The organism is Pseudomonas sp. Hz4, assembly GCF_054898165.1.
In genome coordinates this window covers 666,674-684,865 of record NZ_CM142719.1, presented here as the reverse complement: position 1 = coordinate 684,865, position 18,192 = coordinate 666,674, and the positions used below count along the sequence as shown (strand labels likewise).

Annotated in this window: 20 protein-coding genes; all 20 read left to right on the top strand. The window is 61.9% G+C overall.

All coding sequences use genetic code 11. The features are described from left to right. Positions 1-26: 26 nt before the first annotated feature. Genes ACYZTR_RS03115 through ACYZTR_RS03020 form a run of 20 tightly spaced genes read left to right on the top strand, consistent with a single transcriptional unit; the run spans position 27 to position 18,179 of the window. Positions 27-752 carry a beta-ketoacyl synthase chain length factor gene (locus ACYZTR_RS03115; RefSeq protein ID WP_461976356.1) on the top strand — a complete coding sequence of 242 codons (726 nt, stop codon included), beginning with the start codon at positions 27-29 and terminating at the stop codon, positions 750-752. Then, complete coding sequence (locus ACYZTR_RS03110; protein WP_461976355.1) at positions 728-1,540, top strand: lysophospholipid acyltransferase family protein; 813 nt, start codon at positions 728-730, stop codon at positions 1,538-1,540. Before ACYZTR_RS03115 ends, ACYZTR_RS03110 begins: the two co-directional genes overlap by 25 nt. Beyond that, a complete protein-coding gene (locus ACYZTR_RS03105) occupies positions 1,518-1,799 on the top strand; it encodes a phosphopantetheine-binding protein (RefSeq protein WP_461976353.1) in 282 nt (93 codons plus the stop codon). The genes ACYZTR_RS03110 and ACYZTR_RS03105 overlap by 23 nt, the downstream gene beginning before the upstream one ends. A 9-nt stretch (positions 1,800-1,808) precedes the next feature. Beyond that, on the top strand, positions 1,809-2,063 hold the full coding sequence (locus ACYZTR_RS03100; RefSeq protein WP_017336166.1) for an acyl carrier protein: 255 nt from the start codon (positions 1,809-1,811) through the stop codon (positions 2,061-2,063). Further along, positions 2,060-2,605 (top strand): COG4648 family protein, encoded by a 546-nt coding sequence (locus tag ACYZTR_RS03095; RefSeq protein WP_461976351.1) that lies wholly within the window; start codon positions 2,060-2,062, stop codon positions 2,603-2,605. The genes ACYZTR_RS03100 and ACYZTR_RS03095 overlap by 4 nt, the downstream gene beginning before the upstream one ends. After that, positions 2,602-4,284 carry an AMP-binding protein gene (locus ACYZTR_RS03090; protein WP_461976349.1) on the top strand — a complete coding sequence of 561 codons (1,683 nt, stop codon included), beginning with the start codon at positions 2,602-2,604 and terminating at the stop codon, positions 4,282-4,284. Before ACYZTR_RS03095 ends, ACYZTR_RS03090 begins: the two co-directional genes overlap by 4 nt. Next, positions 4,277-5,011, top strand: a complete 735-nt coding sequence (locus ACYZTR_RS03085) for a glycosyltransferase family 2 protein (protein WP_461976348.1) — start codon at positions 4,277-4,279, stop codon at positions 5,009-5,011. The genes ACYZTR_RS03090 and ACYZTR_RS03085 overlap by 8 nt, the downstream gene beginning before the upstream one ends. Beyond that, positions 5,008-5,955: an LpxL/LpxP family acyltransferase gene (locus ACYZTR_RS03080; RefSeq protein WP_461976346.1), complete on the top strand. Its 948-nt coding sequence runs from the start codon at positions 5,008-5,010 to the stop codon at positions 5,953-5,955. Before ACYZTR_RS03085 ends, ACYZTR_RS03080 begins: the two co-directional genes overlap by 4 nt. Then, positions 5,936-7,480 (top strand): HAL/PAL/TAL family ammonia-lyase, encoded by a 1,545-nt coding sequence (locus ACYZTR_RS03075; protein WP_461976344.1) that lies wholly within the window; start codon positions 5,936-5,938, stop codon positions 7,478-7,480. Before ACYZTR_RS03080 ends, ACYZTR_RS03075 begins: the two co-directional genes overlap by 20 nt. Continuing rightward, positions 7,473-7,898 (top strand): acyl-CoA thioesterase, encoded by a 426-nt coding sequence (locus ACYZTR_RS03070; protein ID WP_461976342.1) that lies wholly within the window; start codon positions 7,473-7,475, stop codon positions 7,896-7,898. The genes ACYZTR_RS03075 and ACYZTR_RS03070 overlap by 8 nt, the downstream gene beginning before the upstream one ends. Then, positions 7,895-8,497: an outer membrane lipoprotein carrier protein LolA gene (locus ACYZTR_RS03065; RefSeq protein WP_461976340.1), complete on the top strand. Its 603-nt coding sequence runs from the start codon at positions 7,895-7,897 to the stop codon at positions 8,495-8,497. Before ACYZTR_RS03070 ends, ACYZTR_RS03065 begins: the two co-directional genes overlap by 4 nt. Continuing rightward, positions 8,481-10,820 (top strand): MMPL family transporter, encoded by a 2,340-nt coding sequence (locus ACYZTR_RS03060; protein ID WP_461976338.1) that lies wholly within the window; start codon positions 8,481-8,483, stop codon positions 10,818-10,820. Before ACYZTR_RS03065 ends, ACYZTR_RS03060 begins: the two co-directional genes overlap by 17 nt. After that, complete coding sequence (locus ACYZTR_RS03055; protein WP_461976336.1) at positions 10,817-11,977, top strand: cation:proton antiporter; 1,161 nt, start codon at positions 10,817-10,819, stop codon at positions 11,975-11,977. The genes ACYZTR_RS03060 and ACYZTR_RS03055 overlap by 4 nt, the downstream gene beginning before the upstream one ends. Beyond that, complete coding sequence (locus ACYZTR_RS03050; protein ID WP_461976334.1) at positions 11,964-13,211, top strand: NAD(P)/FAD-dependent oxidoreductase; 1,248 nt, start codon at positions 11,964-11,966, stop codon at positions 13,209-13,211. Before ACYZTR_RS03055 ends, ACYZTR_RS03050 begins: the two co-directional genes overlap by 14 nt. Continuing rightward, positions 13,208-13,933 (top strand): class I SAM-dependent methyltransferase, encoded by a 726-nt coding sequence (locus ACYZTR_RS03045; RefSeq protein ID WP_461976332.1) that lies wholly within the window; start codon positions 13,208-13,210, stop codon positions 13,931-13,933. The genes ACYZTR_RS03050 and ACYZTR_RS03045 overlap by 4 nt, the downstream gene beginning before the upstream one ends. Beyond that, entirely contained in the window at positions 13,933-14,565 is a 633-nt protein-coding gene (locus ACYZTR_RS03040; protein WP_461976331.1) for a hypothetical protein, read from the top strand. The genes ACYZTR_RS03045 and ACYZTR_RS03040 overlap by 1 nt, the downstream gene beginning before the upstream one ends. Further along, a complete protein-coding gene (locus ACYZTR_RS03035; protein ID WP_461976329.1) occupies positions 14,562-15,758 on the top strand; it encodes a beta-ketoacyl-[acyl-carrier-protein] synthase family protein in 1,197 nt (398 codons plus the stop codon). The genes ACYZTR_RS03040 and ACYZTR_RS03035 overlap by 4 nt, the downstream gene beginning before the upstream one ends. Further along, positions 15,755-16,228 carry an ApeP family dehydratase gene (locus ACYZTR_RS03030; RefSeq protein WP_461976327.1) on the top strand — a complete coding sequence of 158 codons (474 nt, stop codon included), beginning with the start codon at positions 15,755-15,757 and terminating at the stop codon, positions 16,226-16,228. Before ACYZTR_RS03035 ends, ACYZTR_RS03030 begins: the two co-directional genes overlap by 4 nt. After that, positions 16,225-16,953 carry a 3-oxoacyl-ACP reductase FabG gene (gene fabG, locus ACYZTR_RS03025; protein ID WP_461976325.1) on the top strand — a complete coding sequence of 243 codons (729 nt, stop codon included), beginning with the start codon at positions 16,225-16,227 and terminating at the stop codon, positions 16,951-16,953. Before ACYZTR_RS03030 ends, fabG begins: the two co-directional genes overlap by 4 nt. Continuing rightward, positions 16,953-18,179, top strand: coding sequence for a beta-ketoacyl-ACP synthase (locus ACYZTR_RS03020; RefSeq protein ID WP_461976323.1), 1,227 nt, complete (start codon positions 16,953-16,955; stop codon positions 18,177-18,179). Before fabG ends, ACYZTR_RS03020 begins: the two co-directional genes overlap by 1 nt. Positions 18,180-18,192: the final 13 nt, after the last annotated feature.

The following is an 18,192-nucleotide window of genomic DNA, read 5'->3' as shown; positions in this document are numbered from 1 at the left end:
CAAGGAAGCCCGCAGGGGCGGGATGTATGTCTGTGATCAACTTCAACATCGCCCATTGGCGCGCGTGGGCCCCTGGGCTCGAAAGCGTGGACGATTGGCAGGCCTGGAGCCGACAACCGGTCGTGCTTGCGAGCAGCGATGCCGCCCCCGACGTCTCGTTTCTGCCGGCCATGCAGCGCCGTCGACTCAGTCGTCTGGCGCGGATGGCGTTCAGTGTCGGCTGGCCTTTGGCCGATGGTCGCCAGGACCTACCGTTGGTCTTTATTTCTCGCCACGGCGAAACCCCGCGCACCTTCGATATTCTCAGCGATCTGGCTGCAGATCAGCCGCTGTCGCCGACTCAATTCAGCCTGTCCGTGCACAACGCGATCATCGGCCTGTGGTCGATCATGCGGGGTGAAACCAGCGAAATGACTGCCCTCGCTGCAGCCGGCGATGGCCTTGAACACGGCATGCTAGAGGCCGCGGCTTTGCTTGGCGAAGGCGCACCTGCGGTATTGCTAATCGTCACCGAAGAGCAACCGCCCGAAGCCTACTCGACCTGGATCGACGACGTGCCGTTCCCTTATGCGGTCGGTCTGCTGATCACCCCCGGCAACGACTGGCAGCTGTCCCTGAACAGCGCCTCGGATGAGTTGTCCAAAGCCCACTGGCCCCATGCCCTGAACCTATTGCGTACCCTGCTCGGTCAGCAGACAACCTGCCAACATGCCTGGAAAAATCGTGTATGGACCTGGCAACGCAACCTGTAATCGATAAAAACCGCGACGCCTATTACTGGCGCCTGCTGGCGACTGCCGCAAGCTTCACCCTGTTCGGGTTGGGCGGGCTGTGCCTGCGCCTGGTGGTTTTCCCGCTGCTGAACTGCCTGCACGGCGATGCCCCGACACACCGGCGGCGAGCGCGGCAGACCGTCGCTCGCCTGTTCTGGTTTTTTGTGCGATTCATGGCTCGCACCGGCGTGCTGACTTACGACATCCAGGGCGCCGAAAAACTCGGTCGACCCGGGCAAATGATCATCGCCAACCACCCGTCGCTGATCGATGTGGTGTTCCTGATCGGCCTGGTGCGCCACGCCAACTGCGTGGTCAAGAAGAGCCTCTGGGAGAACCCTTTTACCCGCGGCCCGCTAGGCTCCACCGAATACATCAGCAACGACGGCAGCATGGACATGCTCGATGCCGCTGCCGATGCGCTTAAAAGCGGCCAGACCCTGATCATCTTTCCCGAAGGCACGCGCACCCAACCGGGTCAGCCGCCGGCCTTCCATCGGGGTGCGGCGGCGATCGCGCTGCGCGGTGCGAAAATTCTCACCCCGGTGATCATCAAGGTCAGTCCGACCACATTGACCAAGGCCGAACCCTGGTATCGGATCCCCAAACGTCGCGTGCACTTCAGTTTCCGTGTCGGGGCCGATATAGACCCACAAGCCTTCGCCGCGCTGGGCCCTGCTCCACAGGCCTCGCGCAAGCTCAATGACTATTTGCACACTTACTTTATTAAGGAGCTCGCCGAAGATGAGCGATCTGCACACTGTTAGCCTAACGCAGGAAATAAAACTGCTGATCATCGACGCCCTGGGCCTTGAAGACATCAGCGCCGACGACATCGGCGATGACCAGACGCTGTTCGGCGAAGGCCTGGGCCTGGATTCGGTAGACGCCCTGGAACTCGGCCTAGCGATCCAGAAAAAGTACGGCATCAAAATCGACGCCGACGCCAACGCCAAAGACACTCGCAATCATTTCAGCAACGTGGCGAGCCTTGCGGCGTTCGTCACTGCAAAACAGGCAGCTTGAGACCGGACCATGCAAACTCGTGACGACATCTTCAACACCCTGCGCGATGCTCTGGTCGAGCTCTTCGAGCTGGACCCCGAGCGCGTGAGCCTCGAATCCAACCTGTATCAGGACCTGGAAATTGACAGCATTGACGCGGTCGACCTGATCGATCACATCAAACGCCAGACCGGCAAAAAAATCGCCGCCGAAGAATTCAAGACGGTGCGCACGGTCAGCGACGTGGTCGAGGCGGTCTACCGTCTGGTTCAGCCAGCCGCATGAGTCGATTGATCGGCCTTGGCCTGCTGTTGGCGGGTCTGCTGTACCCCTTCGCGGTGTATTTCGGCATGGAGCATTTCGCCCCATGGCAGTTCGGTCTGCTGCTGGGCAGTCTGTGGCTGGCCCGAGCACTGCTCGGCGCGCGCCGTCCTGGCAGCGTGTGGATGGCGATCACCGCGATTGCTTTTTGCCTGTTGCTGGCGCTGTTCGACAGCCCGCTGTTGCTGCGCTGGTACCCGGTGCTGATCAGCGCTTTCATGCTCGGGGTGTTTGGACTGAGCCTGAAATACGGCCCACCGATGATCGAACGTCTGGCGCGTCTGCGTGAACCGCAACTGCCGGCCAAGGCGATTGTTTATACGCGCCAGGTGACGATCGTCTGGAGTGTGTTTTTCCTCTGTAACGGTTTGCTCGCCGCCGCCCTGACCCTCTGGGCGCCGCTAAGTTGGTGGATGTTGTACACCGGTCTGATTTCCTACGGATTGATGGGCCTGCTGTTTGCCATTGAATGGCTTATACGACAACGGGTACGAGGCCACCCATGAATTGGATAAAACTTGAGCACCTGTTGCTCAAGGCGCAACCGGAACGTGCCGTGACGGCCGAACCGACGCTGAATCACGCGCAACTGTGCGTACAGGCATTGAGCCTCGCCGCAGGCCTGCAAGCCCAAGGCGTGCAGCGCATTGCCGTGCACCTTGAGGACGCCGCCGACCTGGCGATTGCCCTGCTGGGTGCCTGGCGTGCCGGGGTCAGCGTGCTGCTGCCCGCGGACCTGCAAGCCCAGACTCGACAGCGCTGGTCGACCGAAGTCGATCTGTGGCTGACCGATCAGGCCGATGACGCGCACCTGAGCGATTACCGGCATGCGCCGTTGATGGCCGCCGCACTGGATCTGGATCGCTGTTCGCTGAGCCTGTGCACGTCTGGCTCCAGTGGCGAACCCAAGCGCATCGACAAAACCCTGCGTCAATTGGCCAATGAGGTCGAAGCGCTGGAGCAACTTTGGGGTGCCGATCTGGCCCAGGCTTGCATCATTGGCAGCGTCGCCACTCAGCATATTTACGGGTTGTTGTTTCGAGTGCTGTGGCCGTTGTGCGCCGGGCGCTCGTTCGTGCGCAAGCAGCTGGCATTCCCTGAAGACCTGCAGCGCGCCAGCCGCGAACACCCGGCGTTTGCCTGGGTCGCCAGCCCGGCGCTGCTCAAGCGCATGGGCGACAACCTCGACTGGCCCGCTTTAAGCGCGGTTCGCCGAGTATTTTCCTCCGGCGGTGCATTGCCGGCCGAGGCCGCGCAACGTCTTCAGCAACGCCTGCAGCAATGGCCGACGGAAATCCTCGGCAGCTCGGAAACCGGCGGCATCGCCTGGCGTCAGGGCCACGATCTCTGGCAGCCCTTTGCTGATGTCGAATTGAGCCTGGACAGCGACGGAGCGTTGGTTATCGCATCACCGTACTTGCCGCCGGACCATATCGAACACACCGCCGATGCCGCGCGCATCGCCGCTGATGGTCCATTCGAACTGCTCGGACGGCTGGACCGGATCGTCAAACTGGAAGAAAAACGTATTTCGCTACCGATGCTGGAACAGGCCCTGATGGCCCACGATTGGGTCGCCGAAGCGCGTCTTGGCGTGGTTCAGGAAAACCGCGCTTCGTTGGGTGCGCTGCTGGTGCTGACCGAGTCAGGCCTGCATGCCTTGCGCAATCAGGGTCGACGTACCCTCACGCAAGAACTGCGTCAACATCTGAGCCAGCATTGCGAAGCCTTGGCCTTGCCACGCCGTTGGCGCCTGTTGCGGCATCTGCCGCTGAACGCTCAGGGCAAACTGCCCCAGGCCACCGTTGAAGCCCTGCTGCTGGCGCCGCGCCCAAAGGCGCCGGAGGTGCTGGAGCAGATCGAAGTCAATGGTGAGTGGAGCCTGCGACTGGCGGTCCCCCCCGACCTCGCCTACTTCAGCGGCCACTTCCCCCAGACGCCGGTATTGCCCGGTGTGGTGCAAGTGGAATGGGCGTTAACGCTGGGCCAGCAATTGATGGACTTGCCGGCAAAATTCGCCGGCATGGAAGTGCTGAAATTCCAGCAACTGGTGCGCCCCGGCGATGAAGTCCAGCTGCACTTGCGCTTCGATCCGACGCGCAGCAAGTTGTATTTCGCCTATCGCAACGAGACCGCGACCTGCTCCAGTGGGCGGATCTTGCTGGAGGCAGCAACCGATGCATAACCCCTGCGCCGTGGTCCCGGTCTACAACCACGAAACCGCCATCACCACCGTGGTTGATGCGCTGCTGGCAAGCCGCCTGCCATGCATTCTCGTGGACGATGCCAGCAGCCCGGCCTGTGCAAAGGTGCTCAATCAACTGGCCCAGCGCGACAAGGTGTTCCTGATCCGTCTCGCCACCAATCAAGGCAAGGGCGCCGCCGTCATGACCGGCATGCGCGAAGCCTCGCGCCTGGGCTTCAGCCATGCCTTGCAGGTGGACGCCGACGGTCAGCATGATCTGCAAGACGTCCAGACCTTCATCGAACAATCACGCGCCCATCCCGAAGCGGTGATCTGCGGCTATCCGCAATACGACGCCAGCGTGCCGAAAGGTCGCTTGTACGCCCGCTACCTGACTCACGTAATGGTCTGGATCAACACCCTGTCGTTGCAGATTCGCGATTCCATGTGCGGCTTCCGCGTCTATCCGTTGCCACCGACCCTGGCGCTGATCGATTCGGCGAAGATCGGCAAGCGCATGGACTTCGACTCGGACATTCTCGTGCGACTGGCGTGGCGCAATCTCCCCATGCAATGGCTGCAAACCAAAGTCCATTACCCGCTGGACGGCGTCTCGCATTTCCGCCTGTTCCACGACAATGTGCTGATTACGAGCATGCACACCCGGCTGTTCTTCGGCATGTTGCTACGGGCGCCGTTGATTCTCTGGCGACGGTGGCGAGCATGAGCAGCAACGCGGACAAACAGCATTGGGCCGACCGCCAGGAGCGCGGCAGTTTCTGGCTGATGAAGCTCACGGCGTTCGGTGCAAAGGTGCTGGGCCGTCGGTTGCTGAGTCCGCTGCTGTACGGCATCGTTTTGTACTTTTTCCTGTTCGGTCGCAGTGCTCGCCGCAGCGCCTGGCAATACCAGCAACGGCTCGCCGACTGGAGTGGTCGCAACGAATTGCGCCCGACTCATTGGCGGGTGTTCGGCCAGTTCATGGCCTTCGCCGATTCCATGCTCGACAAGCTCGACGTGTGGAACGGCAAGCTGAGCATCGAGCAGATTGAAATCATCGACCCGGCATTGCTGCGCAATCAACTGCGCGGCACCCGCGGGCAGATGCTGGTGGGCGCGCACTTGGGCAATCTCGAGGTCTGCCGTGCGTTGGCCGAGATCGGCGAAAAAGTCACGATGAACGTGCTGGTGCACACCAAGCACGCCGAGCAATTCAACCGTTTGCTGGGCGAAGCCGGCGCGACCAATCTGCGCCTGATCCAGGTCAGCGAGCTGGACCCGCTGATCATGCTGCAACTCCATGAGCGCCTGGAGCGCGGCGAGTGGCTGGCGATTGCCGGCGACCGCGTGCCGCTGCATGGCGGGCGTAGCGTGACCGTGGATTTCCTCGGCCATCAAGCCGCGTTCCCTCAGGGGCCATGGTTGCTGGCCGGCCTGCTGAAATGCCCGATCAACCTGATGCTGTGCCTGAAGAAACCGATGGGCGACTATCGACTGACCCTCGAACCGTTCGCCGAGGCCGTGGTGTGGAAACGCAGCGACCGCGAGCAGGTCATTCATCAGTGGGCCTCCCGCTATGCCGAACGCTTGGGTCACTATTGCCTTGAAGCGCCTCAACAATGGTTCAATTTTTACCCTTTCTGGAAGACCGATGACGACGCCAACGCTTGAGCCGGTAACCTTCGGCGAACTCCCTTTGCGCATCGAAGACGTGCTGGCCCTGGCCAATCGTCAGGTGCCGACGCAGTTGCAAGGCGACCCTGCGTACCGCGAGCGTATCGCCAAGGGTGCGCGATTCCTCGACTCCCTGCTGGACAAGGAAGGCGTGATCTATGGCGTGACCACCGGTTACGGCGATTCCTGCGTGGTCGCGGTGCCGCTGCATCACGTCGAGGCGTTGCCCCGTCATCTGTACACGTTCCACGGCTGCGGCCTGGGCAAACTGCTCGATGCGCAGGCCACTCGCGCGGTACTGGCGGCGCGTTTACAGTCGCTGTGCCACGGCGTGTCCGGGGTGCGCGTGGAGCTGCTGGAACGCCTGCAAGCCTTCCTCGAACACGACATTCTGCCGCTGATTCCGGAAGAAGGCTCGGTGGGCGCCAGTGGTGATCTGACGCCACTGTCCTATGTCGCCGCGACGTTGTCCGGCGAGCGCGAAGTGATGTTCCGGGGTGAACGCTGGCTCGCCGCCGACGTGCACCGCGAACTGGGTTGGGAGCCGCTGGTACTGCGCCCGAAAGAAGCCCTGGCCTTGATGAATGGCACCGCCGTCATGACCGGCCTCGCCTGCCTGGCCTACGCCCGCGCCGACTACCTGCTGCAATTGGCCACCCGCATCACCGCGTTAAACGTGGTCGCGCTGCAAGGCAACCCCGAGCACTTCGACGAGCGCCTGTTCGCCACCAAGCCGCATCCGGGGCAAATGCAAGTCGCCGCGTGGCTGCGCAAGGATCTGGCGATCGACGCGCCGACCGCGCCGCTGCATCGCCTGCAAGACCGCTATTCCCTGCGTTGCGCGCCCCACGTCCTCGGCGTGCTGGCCGACAGCCTGAACTGGCTGCGCTCGTTCATCGAGATCGAACTCAACAGTGCCAACGACAACCCGATCATCGACGCCGAAGCCGAACGCGTGCTGCACGGCGGGCACTTCTATGGCGGCCACATTGCGTTCGCCATGGACAGCCTGAAGAACCTGGTGGCCAACGTCGCCGACCTGCTCGACCGTCAACTCGCGTTGCTGGTAGACGAGCGTTACAACCACGGCTTGCCGAGCAACCTGTCCGGTGCAACCGCGGATCGCGCGATGCTCAACCACGGCTTCAAAGCCGTGCAGATCGGCACCAGTGCCTGGACCGCCGAAGCGCTGAAAAACACCATGCCGGCCAGTGTCTTCTCGCGCTCCACCGAGTGCCACAACCAGGACAAAGTGAGCATGGGCACCATCGCCGCTCGCGATGCGATTCGCGTGCTGGAGCTGACCGAGCAGGTCGCCGCCGCCACCCTGCTGGCCGCCAATCAAGGCGTCTGGCTGCGCAGCAAGGCCGAGGATGCGCGCCCGCTGCCGCCAGCCTTGGCCGCCATGCACTTCGAGCTGGCGAAAGACTTCCCGCCGGTCATCGAAGACCGTGCGCTGGAAGGCGAATTGCGCCTGTGCCTGAAGCGTATTGCCGAGCAACACTGGAGGCTGCATGCGTAGCAAGGGCGTGCTCCACACCAATACGGAAATCCTCGTGCCGTTCTTTGACGTCGACACCATGAACGTCGTCTGGCATGGCCATTACGTCAAATACCTGGAAGTCGCTCGCTGCGCGCTGCTGGACAAGATCGGCCACAACTACGACGCCATGGTTGAGTCCGGTTACGCGTGGCCGGTGATCGATCTGCAATTGCGTTATGTGCGCGGCGCGGTGTTCGGTCAGAAGTTGAACGTACGCGCCAACTTGGTGGAGTGGGAGAACCGTCTGAAGATCAGCTACCTGATCAGCGATCTGGAAACCGGCGAGCGCTTGACCCGCGCCAGTTCCGTGCAGGTTGCCGTCGACATGAGCAGCCGCGAAATGCTGTTGGCCTCACCCAAGGTGTTCACCGACGCTGTGGAAAGGATGCTCGCATGACCCCGTTCTTCAAATGCCTCGGCGCGTTGGCACTGCTTGGGTTGTCATCGATCGCTCATGCCTTCGATCTGCAACAACTCAGCGATCAATTGGCCAAACCTGATGTAATCCACGGCAACTTCATCCAGGAAAAACACCTGCGAGCCCTGCCCCAGCCGTTGACCAGCAAGGGCACCTTCGTCCTGGCTAAAAACCACGGTTTGCTCTGGCTGCTGAAAACCCCGCTGCAACAGGATTACCGCATCAGCGACAAAGGCATTGCCCGGCGTGACGCCACCGGTTGGCAAATGCTCCCGAGCAAGAGTGCCGGCGCCGAGCAGAACCGCTTGTTCCTCGCCGTACTGCAAGGTGACAGCAGCGGGCTGCAACGGGATTTCGAGCTTGCGCTGAGCGGCGATGCGCAGAACTGGAAGCTGACGCTGACCCCGCGCTCAATGCTGCTCAAGCAGGTGTTCACTCAGATCAACATTGTCGGCGGCGAACTGGTGCACAGCATCGAGCTGCTCGAAACCCAGGGCGACAGCACGCTTTTACGCCTGCAAGACAGCACCAGCATCCAACCGTTGAGCGATGCGGAGCAACATGACTTTGCGCAGTGAACGGAGGCTTCCATGGCTGTTTCTGATCCTGCTGCTGGCGGTGCTTGCGCTTGCCGGTTGGCAATGGCGTGACGGCGCCCCGCTGTCGGCCAACCTGATGGAGCTGGTGCCGGGCACGGCGCCCGACGCGCTGGAACTGCGCGCCGAACAACGCATGCAAGAACCGCTGAACCGCGAAATGCTGGTGTTGGTGGGCCATACGGATCGCCAGCAAGCCGTCGCCATGGCCCAGAAACTGGGTGAGCAATGGCAGGCCAGCGGCTTTTTCGAAAAGGTCCAATGGAACCTGCAAGCCGACCTCCCGGCGCTACGCACGCAATTGCTCAATGGTCGACTGGCGATGTTGTCAGTGGCCGACCGGCAGCAACTGATCGAGCATCCCGACGCGTTTATCCAGCAAAGGGTGCAAGCGCTGTTCGATCCCTTCACCGGTTTCAGTCTGGTGCCGAGCCAGGATGACTGGCTGGGCCTGACCGGGCGCATCCAGAACAGCCAGCCGCAACACGGCGCCGTGCAACTGGACATCGGCAGCGGTGCGCTGGTCGCCGATGCCGACGGCAAAAGTTGGGTGTTGCTGCGCTCGCGAACCACGGGCAACGCCTTCGACATGAACTTGCCGCTACAAGTGGCCGACCTGCTCCAGCACAGCCGCGAAGTGGCCGCCCAAGCCGACGTGCAGCTGATTGCCGCCAGCGGCCTGCTCTACGGTGCAGCCGGTCAACAGCAAGCGACGCGAGAAATGACCTGGGTCGGTGGCGGCGCCACGGTGGGCATTCTATTGCTGTTGCTGTTGGCCTTCCGGCGCTGGCGCGTGTTGCTGGCCTTCGTCCCGGTGCTGGTAGGCATGCTCTTCGGCGCGGTGGCCTGTGTGGCGCTGTTCGGCCATATGCACGTGATGACCCTGGTGCTCGGTTCGAGTCTGATCGGCGTGGCAGTCGATTACCCGCTGCATTACCTGTCCAAGAGCTGGAGCCTGAAACCCTGGCACAGTTGGCCGGCCCTGCGCCTGACGTTGCCGGGCCTGACGCTGAGCTTGATCACCAGTTGCATCGGTTACCTGGCTCTGGCCTGGACACCGTTCCCGGCGCTGACCCAAATTGCCGTGTTCTCGGCCGCCGGTCTGCTCGGCGCTTATTTGTCCGCGGTGTGCCTGCTGCCGGCACTGCTCAAAGGCGTCGACCTGCGACCGGCGCAATGGCCAATGCGGGTTTGCGAGTATTTGCTGGGGCGCCGCGAAGCGTTGCTCAGACTCGCCAGTACGCCGGTGTTGCTGGCGCTGCTGATTGCCTTTTGTGTGGGCGGTCTGTTGCAGCTCGACACCAAAAACGACATTCGCCAATGGGTCGGTGCCCCGCAACAACTGACTGACGAAGCACAAACCATTGCGCGCATCACGGGCTATCAACCCACCAGCCAGTTCTTCCTGGTGCGCGCGGCCAATCAGCAAGAACTGCTGGAACGCCACACCGCGTTGAGCGAGCGACTGGATCAGTTGGTCAACCTGGAAAAACTCCAGGGTTATCTGTCGCTCAATCAACTGGTCAGCCAACCGAGCGAACAGCGGCAAGTGCGCGAAGCGTTGAACAAATTGCCGCAGTTTTGGCAGCCGCTGCTCGATGTCGGCGTGCCGGCCGAGGCGCTGCAAGCAGAGCTCACGAAGTTACAGGCACTGCCCACCGAAGACATCGACGCGGCGCTGGTCGGCCCGCTGGCGGAACCCTATCGCGCGCTGTGGCTGGGGCCGACCGATGACGGCGTAGCGGCGATGGTCAGTCTGCAAGGTCTGAACAACCCTGCCCTGTTGCGAGTCCAGGCGCTGGATTTGCCGGGCGTAGAACTGGTGGATCGCCTCGGTGAGTTGAACAACGTATTCGCCGCCACTCAGGTCAGTGCCGCAGAGCTGAAACTCGCTTCCTGTGTGCTGATCGTGCTGGTGCTGATCCTGCCGTTCGGCTTCGGTGGTGCGCTGCGAATCGTCGCCCTGCCGCTGCTGGCCGCGCTGTGCAGCCTGGCCAGTCTCGGCTGGCTGGGGCAACCGCTGACGCTGTTCAGCCTGTTCGGTCTGCTGCTGGTGACGGCCATCAGCGTCGATTACGCGATCCTCATGCGCGAACAGGTCGGCGGCGCTGCCGTGAGCTTGCTGGGCACCTTGCTGGCGGCGCTGACCACCTGGCTGTCGTTCGGTCTACTGGCGGTGTCCAGCACACCGGCGGTGAGCAACTTCGGCCTGTCCGTTAGCCTGGGCCTGGCCTTCAGCTTCATGCTTGCGCCTTGGGCCGGACGCCAGGTTCACGCCACCCCGATCACGGAGTCTGCTGCATGATGATCGCCTTGTTTTGGGCAATGGCCCTGGCCCTGTTCGCCGTGGCCACTCGTGTCGGTCGTCACTTCGGCGTGATCCCGATCGTCAGCCAGTTGCTGCTGGCCACCTTCGGCCTGCCGCTGCTCATGTACTTCTGGATCGAACCCCAGTGGCAGTTGAGCGGCGCTGCGCTGGTCGCGCCGGTCTGGCTGAAAAACCTTTACAGCCTGAGTTTTGCCTTGTTGCTGGGGCACATTCTCAGTGACGTGATCGACCTGCGGCTCGACCGTCAGAGCCTGAAAATCGCCCTGCCGAGTTTCTCCATTCCGTTTGCCTGCGGGCTAGCAACCGCGGTGTGGCTGTTGCCACCGCAACCGTGGATCAGTTCCCTGGCGGTCGGCTTGCTGTTCGCCATCACCGCGATTCCGGTGTTGTATTTGTACCTGCGGCACATCAACTACCCGCCCGCCGCCACTCGGCGACTGGTGCAAACCGCGATCCTCATCGACCTCACCTGCTGGACCCTGTTCGCCATTGCCCAAGGCAGCCTGCACTTGAGCAGCCTCCTGCTGCCACTGGCCGGCGCCTGCTTGCCGTTGCTGCTGCGCCTGTTCCGATTGCGCCAGCCGTTGCTGCACAGCGGGGGCTTCTTCGCACTGTTGGTCGTGGCGGAACACTTCAAGCTCAACGCGCTGATTTTCGGCATCGGTTACCTGCTGTGGATGGCAATGCTCAAAGTGCCGTTGGTGCTGCCGTTGCCGGTGATCTGGATGAGTCACTTGCAGACGTACATCGCGATCCCGCTGATCCTCACGTTCGGCATCGTGCAAATCAACGTACACGCGGCCATGGCCAGTCTCAGCTGGGTGCAACTGAGCGCACTGCTGCTGTTCCCGATTGCCAGTAAACTGCTGGGCAACTGGCTGGGCCTCGGCTGGGCCGACGCCTCGTTTGAAGGCGCCAGTCGCTGGCGCGAAAGTGTCTTGCTGAATATTCGTGGCTTGAGCGAGATCGTCTTTCTCAACCTGCTGCTGCAACAACACCTCATCAGCCCGGCGCTGTACTTCGCGCTGATGGTGATGGGCCTGATCGCGACACTGCTGCCGGCACTCGCCGGCATGCACCGAACCCCTTTGATCATCGCCGTCCCGGCAAGGAGCCCCCGTGCCAACAGTTGAAATGGAACATCGCCAGGTCGTGGTGATCGGTGCCGGCCCATCGGGCGCCATCGCCGCTGCGCTGCTCAAGCGCAAAGGTCACGACGTGTTGATGATCGAACGCCAGCATTTCCCAAGGTTTTCCATCGGTGAAAGCCTACTGTCCCACTGCCTGGATTTCGTCGAAGAAGCCGGCATGCTCGAGGCCGTGAACGCCGCTGGATTCCAGTTGAAAAACGGTGCGGCATTCGCCTGGGGCGAGCAGTACAGCGCCTTTGATTTCGGTGACACCTTCAGCAACGGCAAGCCAACCACCTTCCAGGTCCAGCGCGCCGATTTCGACAAACTGCTGGCCGATCAGGCCGCGCTGCAAGGCGTGGACGTTCGCTACGGCGAAGCCATCGTCAGCGTCGATTTCACCCTGCCCAAACCGCAGCTCGATGTGCTTCGCGAAGACGGCAGTCAGTACCGCGTCGAAGCCGATTTCGTGCTTGATGCCAGCGGCTACGGCCGCGTGCTGCCGCGCTTGCTCGACCTTGAAGCTCCGTCGGATTTCCCGGTGCGCCAGGCCGTCTTTACCCATGTCGAAGACCACATCGACAACCCGGCCTTCGAGCGGGAAAAAATCCTTATCACCACCCATCCGATCCACCGCGATATCTGGTTCTGGACCATCCCGTTCAGCAACGGTCGTTGCTCGGTGGGCGTGGTCGCGGCAGCTGCACACTTCGAAGGCCGCATGGAAAACCTGGACGAGTGCCTGCGCGGGTTTATCGCTGAAACCCCAAGCCTCGCCGGTGTGCTGAACAACGCCGTGTGGGATACGCCTGCTCGAACCATCGGCGGCTACTCGGCCAACGTCAAAACCCTCCACGGGCCAGGCTTTGCACTGCTCGGCAACGCGGCGGAGTTTCTCGACCCGGTGTTCTCCTCCGGCGTGACCATCGCCATGCGCTCGGCGAGCATGGCCGCCGGGGTTCTGCATCGCCAACTGCAAGGCGAACGTGTCGATTGGCAGACTGAGTTCGCCCTCCCGCTCAAGCGCGGCGTCGACACGTTCCGTTGCTACGTCGAAGGCTGGTACGCCGGGACGTTCCAGGATGTGATCTATCACGTGGGCGGCTCTGCGGATATTCGCCGCATGATCAGTTCGATTCTGGCCGGGTATGCCTGGGACGAGCGCAATCCGTTCGTTACCGAACCCAAGCGCCGGCTGCGGATGTTGTCGGAGCTCTGTTCAAGGGATGACACATGAGCTACTTGAGCGACACCTACGTCGAAGAAACCCGTTTCGGTGTCTGGTTCCTGCGCAGCCACACCTGGCAGCATCATGTACTGCGAGTGGCCATCAACGATTTGCGCAGCCTGTTCAGCGACCCATTGCCGAACAACCCGGTGCTGCTGGATGCCGGTTGCGGTCAGGGCAAGTCGTTCCAGTACTTGCGCCAGACCTTTGCGCCCCAGCGCCTGATCGGTCTGGATGCCGACCCTCACAGCCTGAACCTGGCCGACGAAGAAGCCGTCCGTCAGGGCATGGAGGTGGAGTTGATCGGCAGCGACTGCGCGAGCATCAACGTCCCGGACGCCAGCGTTGATCTGCTGTTCTGTCACCAGACCTTCCATCACCTGGTGCAGCAGGAACAGGCACTGGCCGAGTTCTACCGCGTGCTCAAGCCCGGTGGCTATCTGCTGTTCGCCGAATCCACCGAGGCTTACATTGATACCTGGGTGATCCGCTGGTTGTTTCGCCATCCGATGCACGTGCAGAAGAGCGCCGCCGGGTATCTGGAAATGATTCGCCAGCAGGGTTTCGAATTCGGCCCGAAAAACGTGTCTTATCCGTACTTGTGGTGGAGTCGCGCCAAGGATTTCGGCCTGCTTGAACGCTTTGGTCTGCGCCAGCCAAAACCCGTTGGCCAACGGGAAGAAACCCTGGTCAATGTGGTTGCGCGCAAACCCCTTGAAGGGTGTGTTTGATGTTCATTGTCAGTGGCTCAAACTGCGGCCCCTGTGGGAGCGAGCTTGCTCGCGATAGCGGTGGGTCAGCCAACATAACTGTTGAATGTAGTGCCCTCATCGTCGGATCGCCGCCCGGAGACAAGCTCGCTCCCACAGGGATAGCGGGCATCCTGAGATTTTTGCTCCTCGGCGCAGTCCTGTTGCTGAGCGCCTGCGCCAGCCGGGCGCCGCTGCCCGAGCAAACCCCGAACCTGTCGTTGCCGCTGCAATTGCACATCCAGCGCCTGGTGGCTGATCAACGGCAGGACTGGGTGCTGGTGATCCAGCGTGAAGGCTTAGGGATTCGCTGGTCGATGATGGACTTGCTGGGCATTCCACAGGCACGCCAGAAACTGGTCGACGGCGAGTGGCAGGCTGACGGCCTGCTGCCACCCAATCCGGAAGCACGAGAGCTGTTCGCCGCGCTGCTGTTTGCGCTGACCCCCAAAGATGAACTGTCGGGCAACTATCCCGCCGCTTGGCAGCATGGCGCGCAACGGTCCTTGCCCGCGCACTGGGAAGTCCGTTATTCACAACCCATGAGTTTTGAATTGAACCTGCCCAAAGGCCCGAAATATCGAGTCACGCCGCTCAGTGGGGACGCGCCATGACGGCCTACCTGAACGCCCTCGGGGTGATCTGCGCCCTGGGCCGTGACAAGCACGAAGTCGCCCGCAACCTGTTTGCCGGTGACTGCTCGGGCATGCGCAATGAGGCCGGCTGGGTGGCGGAACGGTCGCTGCCCGTGGCCGCGGTCCGAGGTGAACTGGCACCGATCCCGGCTGAGCTTGCGCAGCAAAGCAGCCGTAATAATCAATTGCTGCTGGAAGCCGCGTTGCAAATTCGCGACGACATCGACCAAGCGATTCAGACTTACGGTCGCAGCCGAATCGGTATCGTTCTGGGCACCAGCACTTCGGGCATCGACGAAGCCAGTCGCGGCCTGGCCCATTACATCCGCGAGCATCAGTTCCCGGCCGATTATGACTATCAGCAACAGGAACTCGGCGCCCCGGCGAACTTCCTCGCTGACTGGCTGCAATTGAGCGGCCCGGCCTATGTGATTTCCACGGCCTGCACTTCCAGCGCCCGGGCGCTGATGAGTGCTCAGCGACTGCTGGACCTGGGCGTTTGCGACGCGATGCTGTGCGGCGGTGTCGACAGCCTGTGCAAGCTGACCCTCAATGGGTTCTCGGCGCTGGAAGCGGTGTCCGGGCAACGTTGCAACCCGTTTTCGGTGAACCGTAACGGCATCAACATTGGCGAAGCGGCGGTGCTTTTTTTGATGAGCAACCGTGTCGGCGACAGCCAGCCGATTGCCCTGCTCGGCAGTGGCGCCAGCTCCGATGCGCATCACATTTCTGCGCCGGAACCGACCGGCCGTGGCGCCCTGCAAGCAATGCGTAAAGCCTTGAGCCAAGCAAAATTGCAACCGCAGCAGATCGATTACCTGAACCTGCACGGTACCGCCACCCAACACAACGACGCCATGGAAAGCCTGGCGGTGGCGACGTTGTTCCCGGCGGGTGTGCCGTGTTCGTCGACCAAACCCATGACCGGCCACACCCTCGGCGCGGCCGGCGCTCTGGAAGCAGCGTTCTGCTGGTTGAGCCTGAGTGCAGGCAACCGCGAGCACGCCCTGCCGCCCCACGTCTGGGACGGCCAACCGGACCCAGAACTGCCCGCCCTGAATTGGGTGACCCCGACCGATCGCCTGGCGTCCATTGCACCTCGCTATCTGATGAGCAACTCCTTTGCCTTCGGTGGCAACAACGTCAGCCTGATTATCGGAGACGCCCCATGATTGACTGGCCGATCGCCGAACTGCTGCCGCACGCTGGCGACATGATCTTTATCGAGCAGATCCTGTCGTTCGATGACGAGCAGATTTTCACCCGCCTCACGGTCAAACCCGATGGCCTGTTCAACCGCCCGGACGGTAGCCTGCCGGCCTGGGTCGGCATCGAATTGATGGCCCAGAGCGTCGCCGCCTACGCCGGCTGCCATGCCCGCCAGCGTGGAGATGCGGTGGCGCTGGGGTTTTTGCTCGGCACCCGTAAATTCGAATGCAACGTCGAGCACTTCCCCGCCGGCACCGAGCTGACCATCCATGGAATACGCTCGTTGGAAGACGACAACGGCATGGGCGTGTTCGAATGCCACATCACCGCCCCCGGCATTCACGCCACCGCTCGTCTGAACGTGTTCCGTCCGCCTCAGGCCGCTCAATACCTTCATGAATCTACCGGCTCTTCAAAAGGAACCCAGCCATGACTGAATCCGTACTGGTCACCGGTTCCAGCCGTGGTATCGGCCGCGCCATCGCTTTGCGTCTGGCCCAGGCCGGGCATGACATCGTGCTGCACTGCCGCAACGGCGTTGCGGACGCTGAAGCCGTGAAGGCCGACATCGAAGCGTTGGGGCGTAAAGCGCGCATCCTGCAATTTGACGTATCCGACCGCGCCAGCTGCAAAGCCATTCTCGAAGCCGACGTGGAAACCCACGGCGCCTATTACGGCGTGGTGCTGAACGCCGGCCTGACGCGCGACGGTGCTTTTCCAGCCCTGAGCGAGGAGGATTGGGATGTGGTGATGCGCACTAATCTCGACGGTTTCTACAACGTGCTGCACCCGGTGATGATGCCGATGATTCGTCGCCGCGCGGCCGGACGGATTGTTTGCATCACCTCGGTTTCCGGGTTGATCGGCAACCGTGGGCAGGTCAACTACAGCGCCTCCAAGGCCGGTTTGATCGGTGCCGCGAAGGCGTTGGCAATCGAATTGGGCAAGCGCAAAATTACCGTTAACTGTGTCGCACCCGGCTTGATCGACACCGCGATGCTCGATGAAAACGTGCCGGTGGAAGAACTGATGAAAATGATTCCCGCACAACGCATGGGCACACCTGAAGAGGTGGCCAGCGCTGTGAATTTCCTGATGTCGGCGGAAGCGTCGTACATCACCCGGCAGGTTCTGGCCGTCAACGGAGGCCTGTGCTGATGAAGCGCGTCGTCGTCACCGGCATGGCCGGCATCACCTCACTGGGCAGCGATTGGGACACCATCGCCAGCAACTTCGCCGCCAATCGCAGCGGCATCCGCCGCATGGACGAGTGGGATCGCTTCACCGAACTCAACACGCGCCTGGCGGGGCCGATCGATGATTTCAAAGTGCCGAGCCACTGGACCCGCAAACAATTGCGCAGTATGGGCCGGGTCTCGCGCCTGGCGGTCGGTGCGGCGGAACGGGCGTTGGCCGATGCCGGGCTGTTGGGTGACGAATCGATCAAGGACGGGCGCATGGGCGTCTCCTGTGGCTCATCCACCGGCAGCACCGATGAGATCAAGGCGTTCGGCAACATGCTGCTCAACTCGGTGGCCGAGGGCCTGAACGCCAACTCCTATGTGCGCATGATGCCGCACACCACAGCGGCGAATATCAGCATCTTCTTCGGCCTCACCGGCCGGCTGATCCCGACCTCCAGCGCTTGCACCAGCGGCAGTCAGGGCATCGGTTACGCCTACGAGTCGATCAAGTTCGGCCGCCTGCCATTGATGCTCGCCGGCGGCGCCGAAGAACTGTGCCCGACCGAAGCCATGGTCTTCGACGCGCTCTACGCCACCAGCCTGAAAAACGATGCACCGCAGACTTCCCCCCGCCCCTACGACAGCGCCCGCGATGGCCTGGTGATCGGTGAAGGCGGCGGCATGTTGGTGCTCGAAGAACTCGAACACGCCTTGGCTCGCGGTGCGCACATCCACGCCGAACTCGTCGGTTTCGGTAGTAACGCCGACGGCCAGCACGCCACCCGGCCGGAGCAAACCACCATGCGCCGAGCCATGGAGCTGGCCTTGGAAGATGCCGGGCTGAAGCCTTCGGACATCGGCTACGTGAATGGTCACGGCACGGCCACTGAACAGGGCGACATTGCCGAAACACTGGCGACCAGCGCGTTGTTCGGTGAACACATGCCGATCAGCTCGCAGAAGAGCTTCCTCGGTCACACCCTGGGAGCCTGCGGCGCGCTGGAATCCTGGTTCAGCATCGAAATGCTGAACCGCGACCTGTACGTCCACACCCTCAACCTCGACGACGTCGACCCGCGCTGCGGCAAGCTCGATTACCTGCGCGGCGAGTTCCGAAAGATGAGCAACCAGTACGTGATGAACAATAATTTTGCGTTTGGTGGGGTTAATACGTCGCTGATTTTTCGGCGTTGGTCGTAACTTAAAACTTCAA

Excerpts from the sequence above, each read along its gene's own strand:
- ACYZTR_RS03065 (WP_461976340.1), top strand. The coding sequence starts at position 7,895 with ATGACCCCGTTCTTCAAATGCCTCGGCGCGTTGGCACTGCTTGGGTTG.
- ACYZTR_RS03075 (WP_461976344.1), top strand. The coding sequence starts at position 5,936 with ATGACGACGCCAACGCTTGAGCCGGTAACCTTCGGCGAACTCCCTTTG.
- ACYZTR_RS03020 (WP_461976323.1), top strand. The coding sequence starts at position 16,953 with ATGAAGCGCGTCGTCGTCACCGGCATGGCCGGCATCACCTCACTGGGC.
- ACYZTR_RS03110 (WP_461976355.1), top strand. The coding sequence starts at position 728 with ATGGACCTGGCAACGCAACCTGTAATCGATAAAAACCGCGACGCCTAT.
- ACYZTR_RS03045 (WP_461976332.1), top strand. The coding sequence starts at position 13,208 with ATGAGCTACTTGAGCGACACCTACGTCGAAGAAACCCGTTTCGGTGTC.
- ACYZTR_RS03070 (WP_461976342.1), top strand. The coding sequence starts at position 7,473 with ATGCGTAGCAAGGGCGTGCTCCACACCAATACGGAAATCCTCGTGCCG.
- ACYZTR_RS03115 (WP_461976356.1), top strand. The coding sequence starts at position 27 with ATGTCTGTGATCAACTTCAACATCGCCCATTGGCGCGCGTGGGCCCCT.
- ACYZTR_RS03040 (WP_461976331.1), top strand. The coding sequence starts at position 13,933 with ATGTTCATTGTCAGTGGCTCAAACTGCGGCCCCTGTGGGAGCGAGCTT.
- ACYZTR_RS03030 (WP_461976327.1), top strand. The coding sequence starts at position 15,755 with ATGATTGACTGGCCGATCGCCGAACTGCTGCCGCACGCTGGCGACATG.
- ACYZTR_RS03100 (WP_017336166.1), top strand. The coding sequence starts at position 1,809 with ATGCAAACTCGTGACGACATCTTCAACACCCTGCGCGATGCTCTGGTC.
- fabG (WP_461976325.1), top strand. The coding sequence starts at position 16,225 with ATGACTGAATCCGTACTGGTCACCGGTTCCAGCCGTGGTATCGGCCGC.
- ACYZTR_RS03105 (WP_461976353.1), top strand. The coding sequence starts at position 1,518 with ATGAGCGATCTGCACACTGTTAGCCTAACGCAGGAAATAAAACTGCTG.
- ACYZTR_RS03085 (WP_461976348.1), top strand. The coding sequence starts at position 4,277 with ATGCATAACCCCTGCGCCGTGGTCCCGGTCTACAACCACGAAACCGCC.
- ACYZTR_RS03035 (WP_461976329.1), top strand. The coding sequence starts at position 14,562 with ATGACGGCCTACCTGAACGCCCTCGGGGTGATCTGCGCCCTGGGCCGT.
- ACYZTR_RS03060 (WP_461976338.1), top strand. The coding sequence starts at position 8,481 with ATGACTTTGCGCAGTGAACGGAGGCTTCCATGGCTGTTTCTGATCCTG.
- ACYZTR_RS03090 (WP_461976349.1), top strand. The coding sequence starts at position 2,602 with ATGAATTGGATAAAACTTGAGCACCTGTTGCTCAAGGCGCAACCGGAA.
- ACYZTR_RS03095 (WP_461976351.1), top strand. The coding sequence starts at position 2,060 with ATGAGTCGATTGATCGGCCTTGGCCTGCTGTTGGCGGGTCTGCTGTAC.
- ACYZTR_RS03055 (WP_461976336.1), top strand. The coding sequence starts at position 10,817 with ATGATGATCGCCTTGTTTTGGGCAATGGCCCTGGCCCTGTTCGCCGTG.
- ACYZTR_RS03080 (WP_461976346.1), top strand. The coding sequence starts at position 5,008 with ATGAGCAGCAACGCGGACAAACAGCATTGGGCCGACCGCCAGGAGCGC.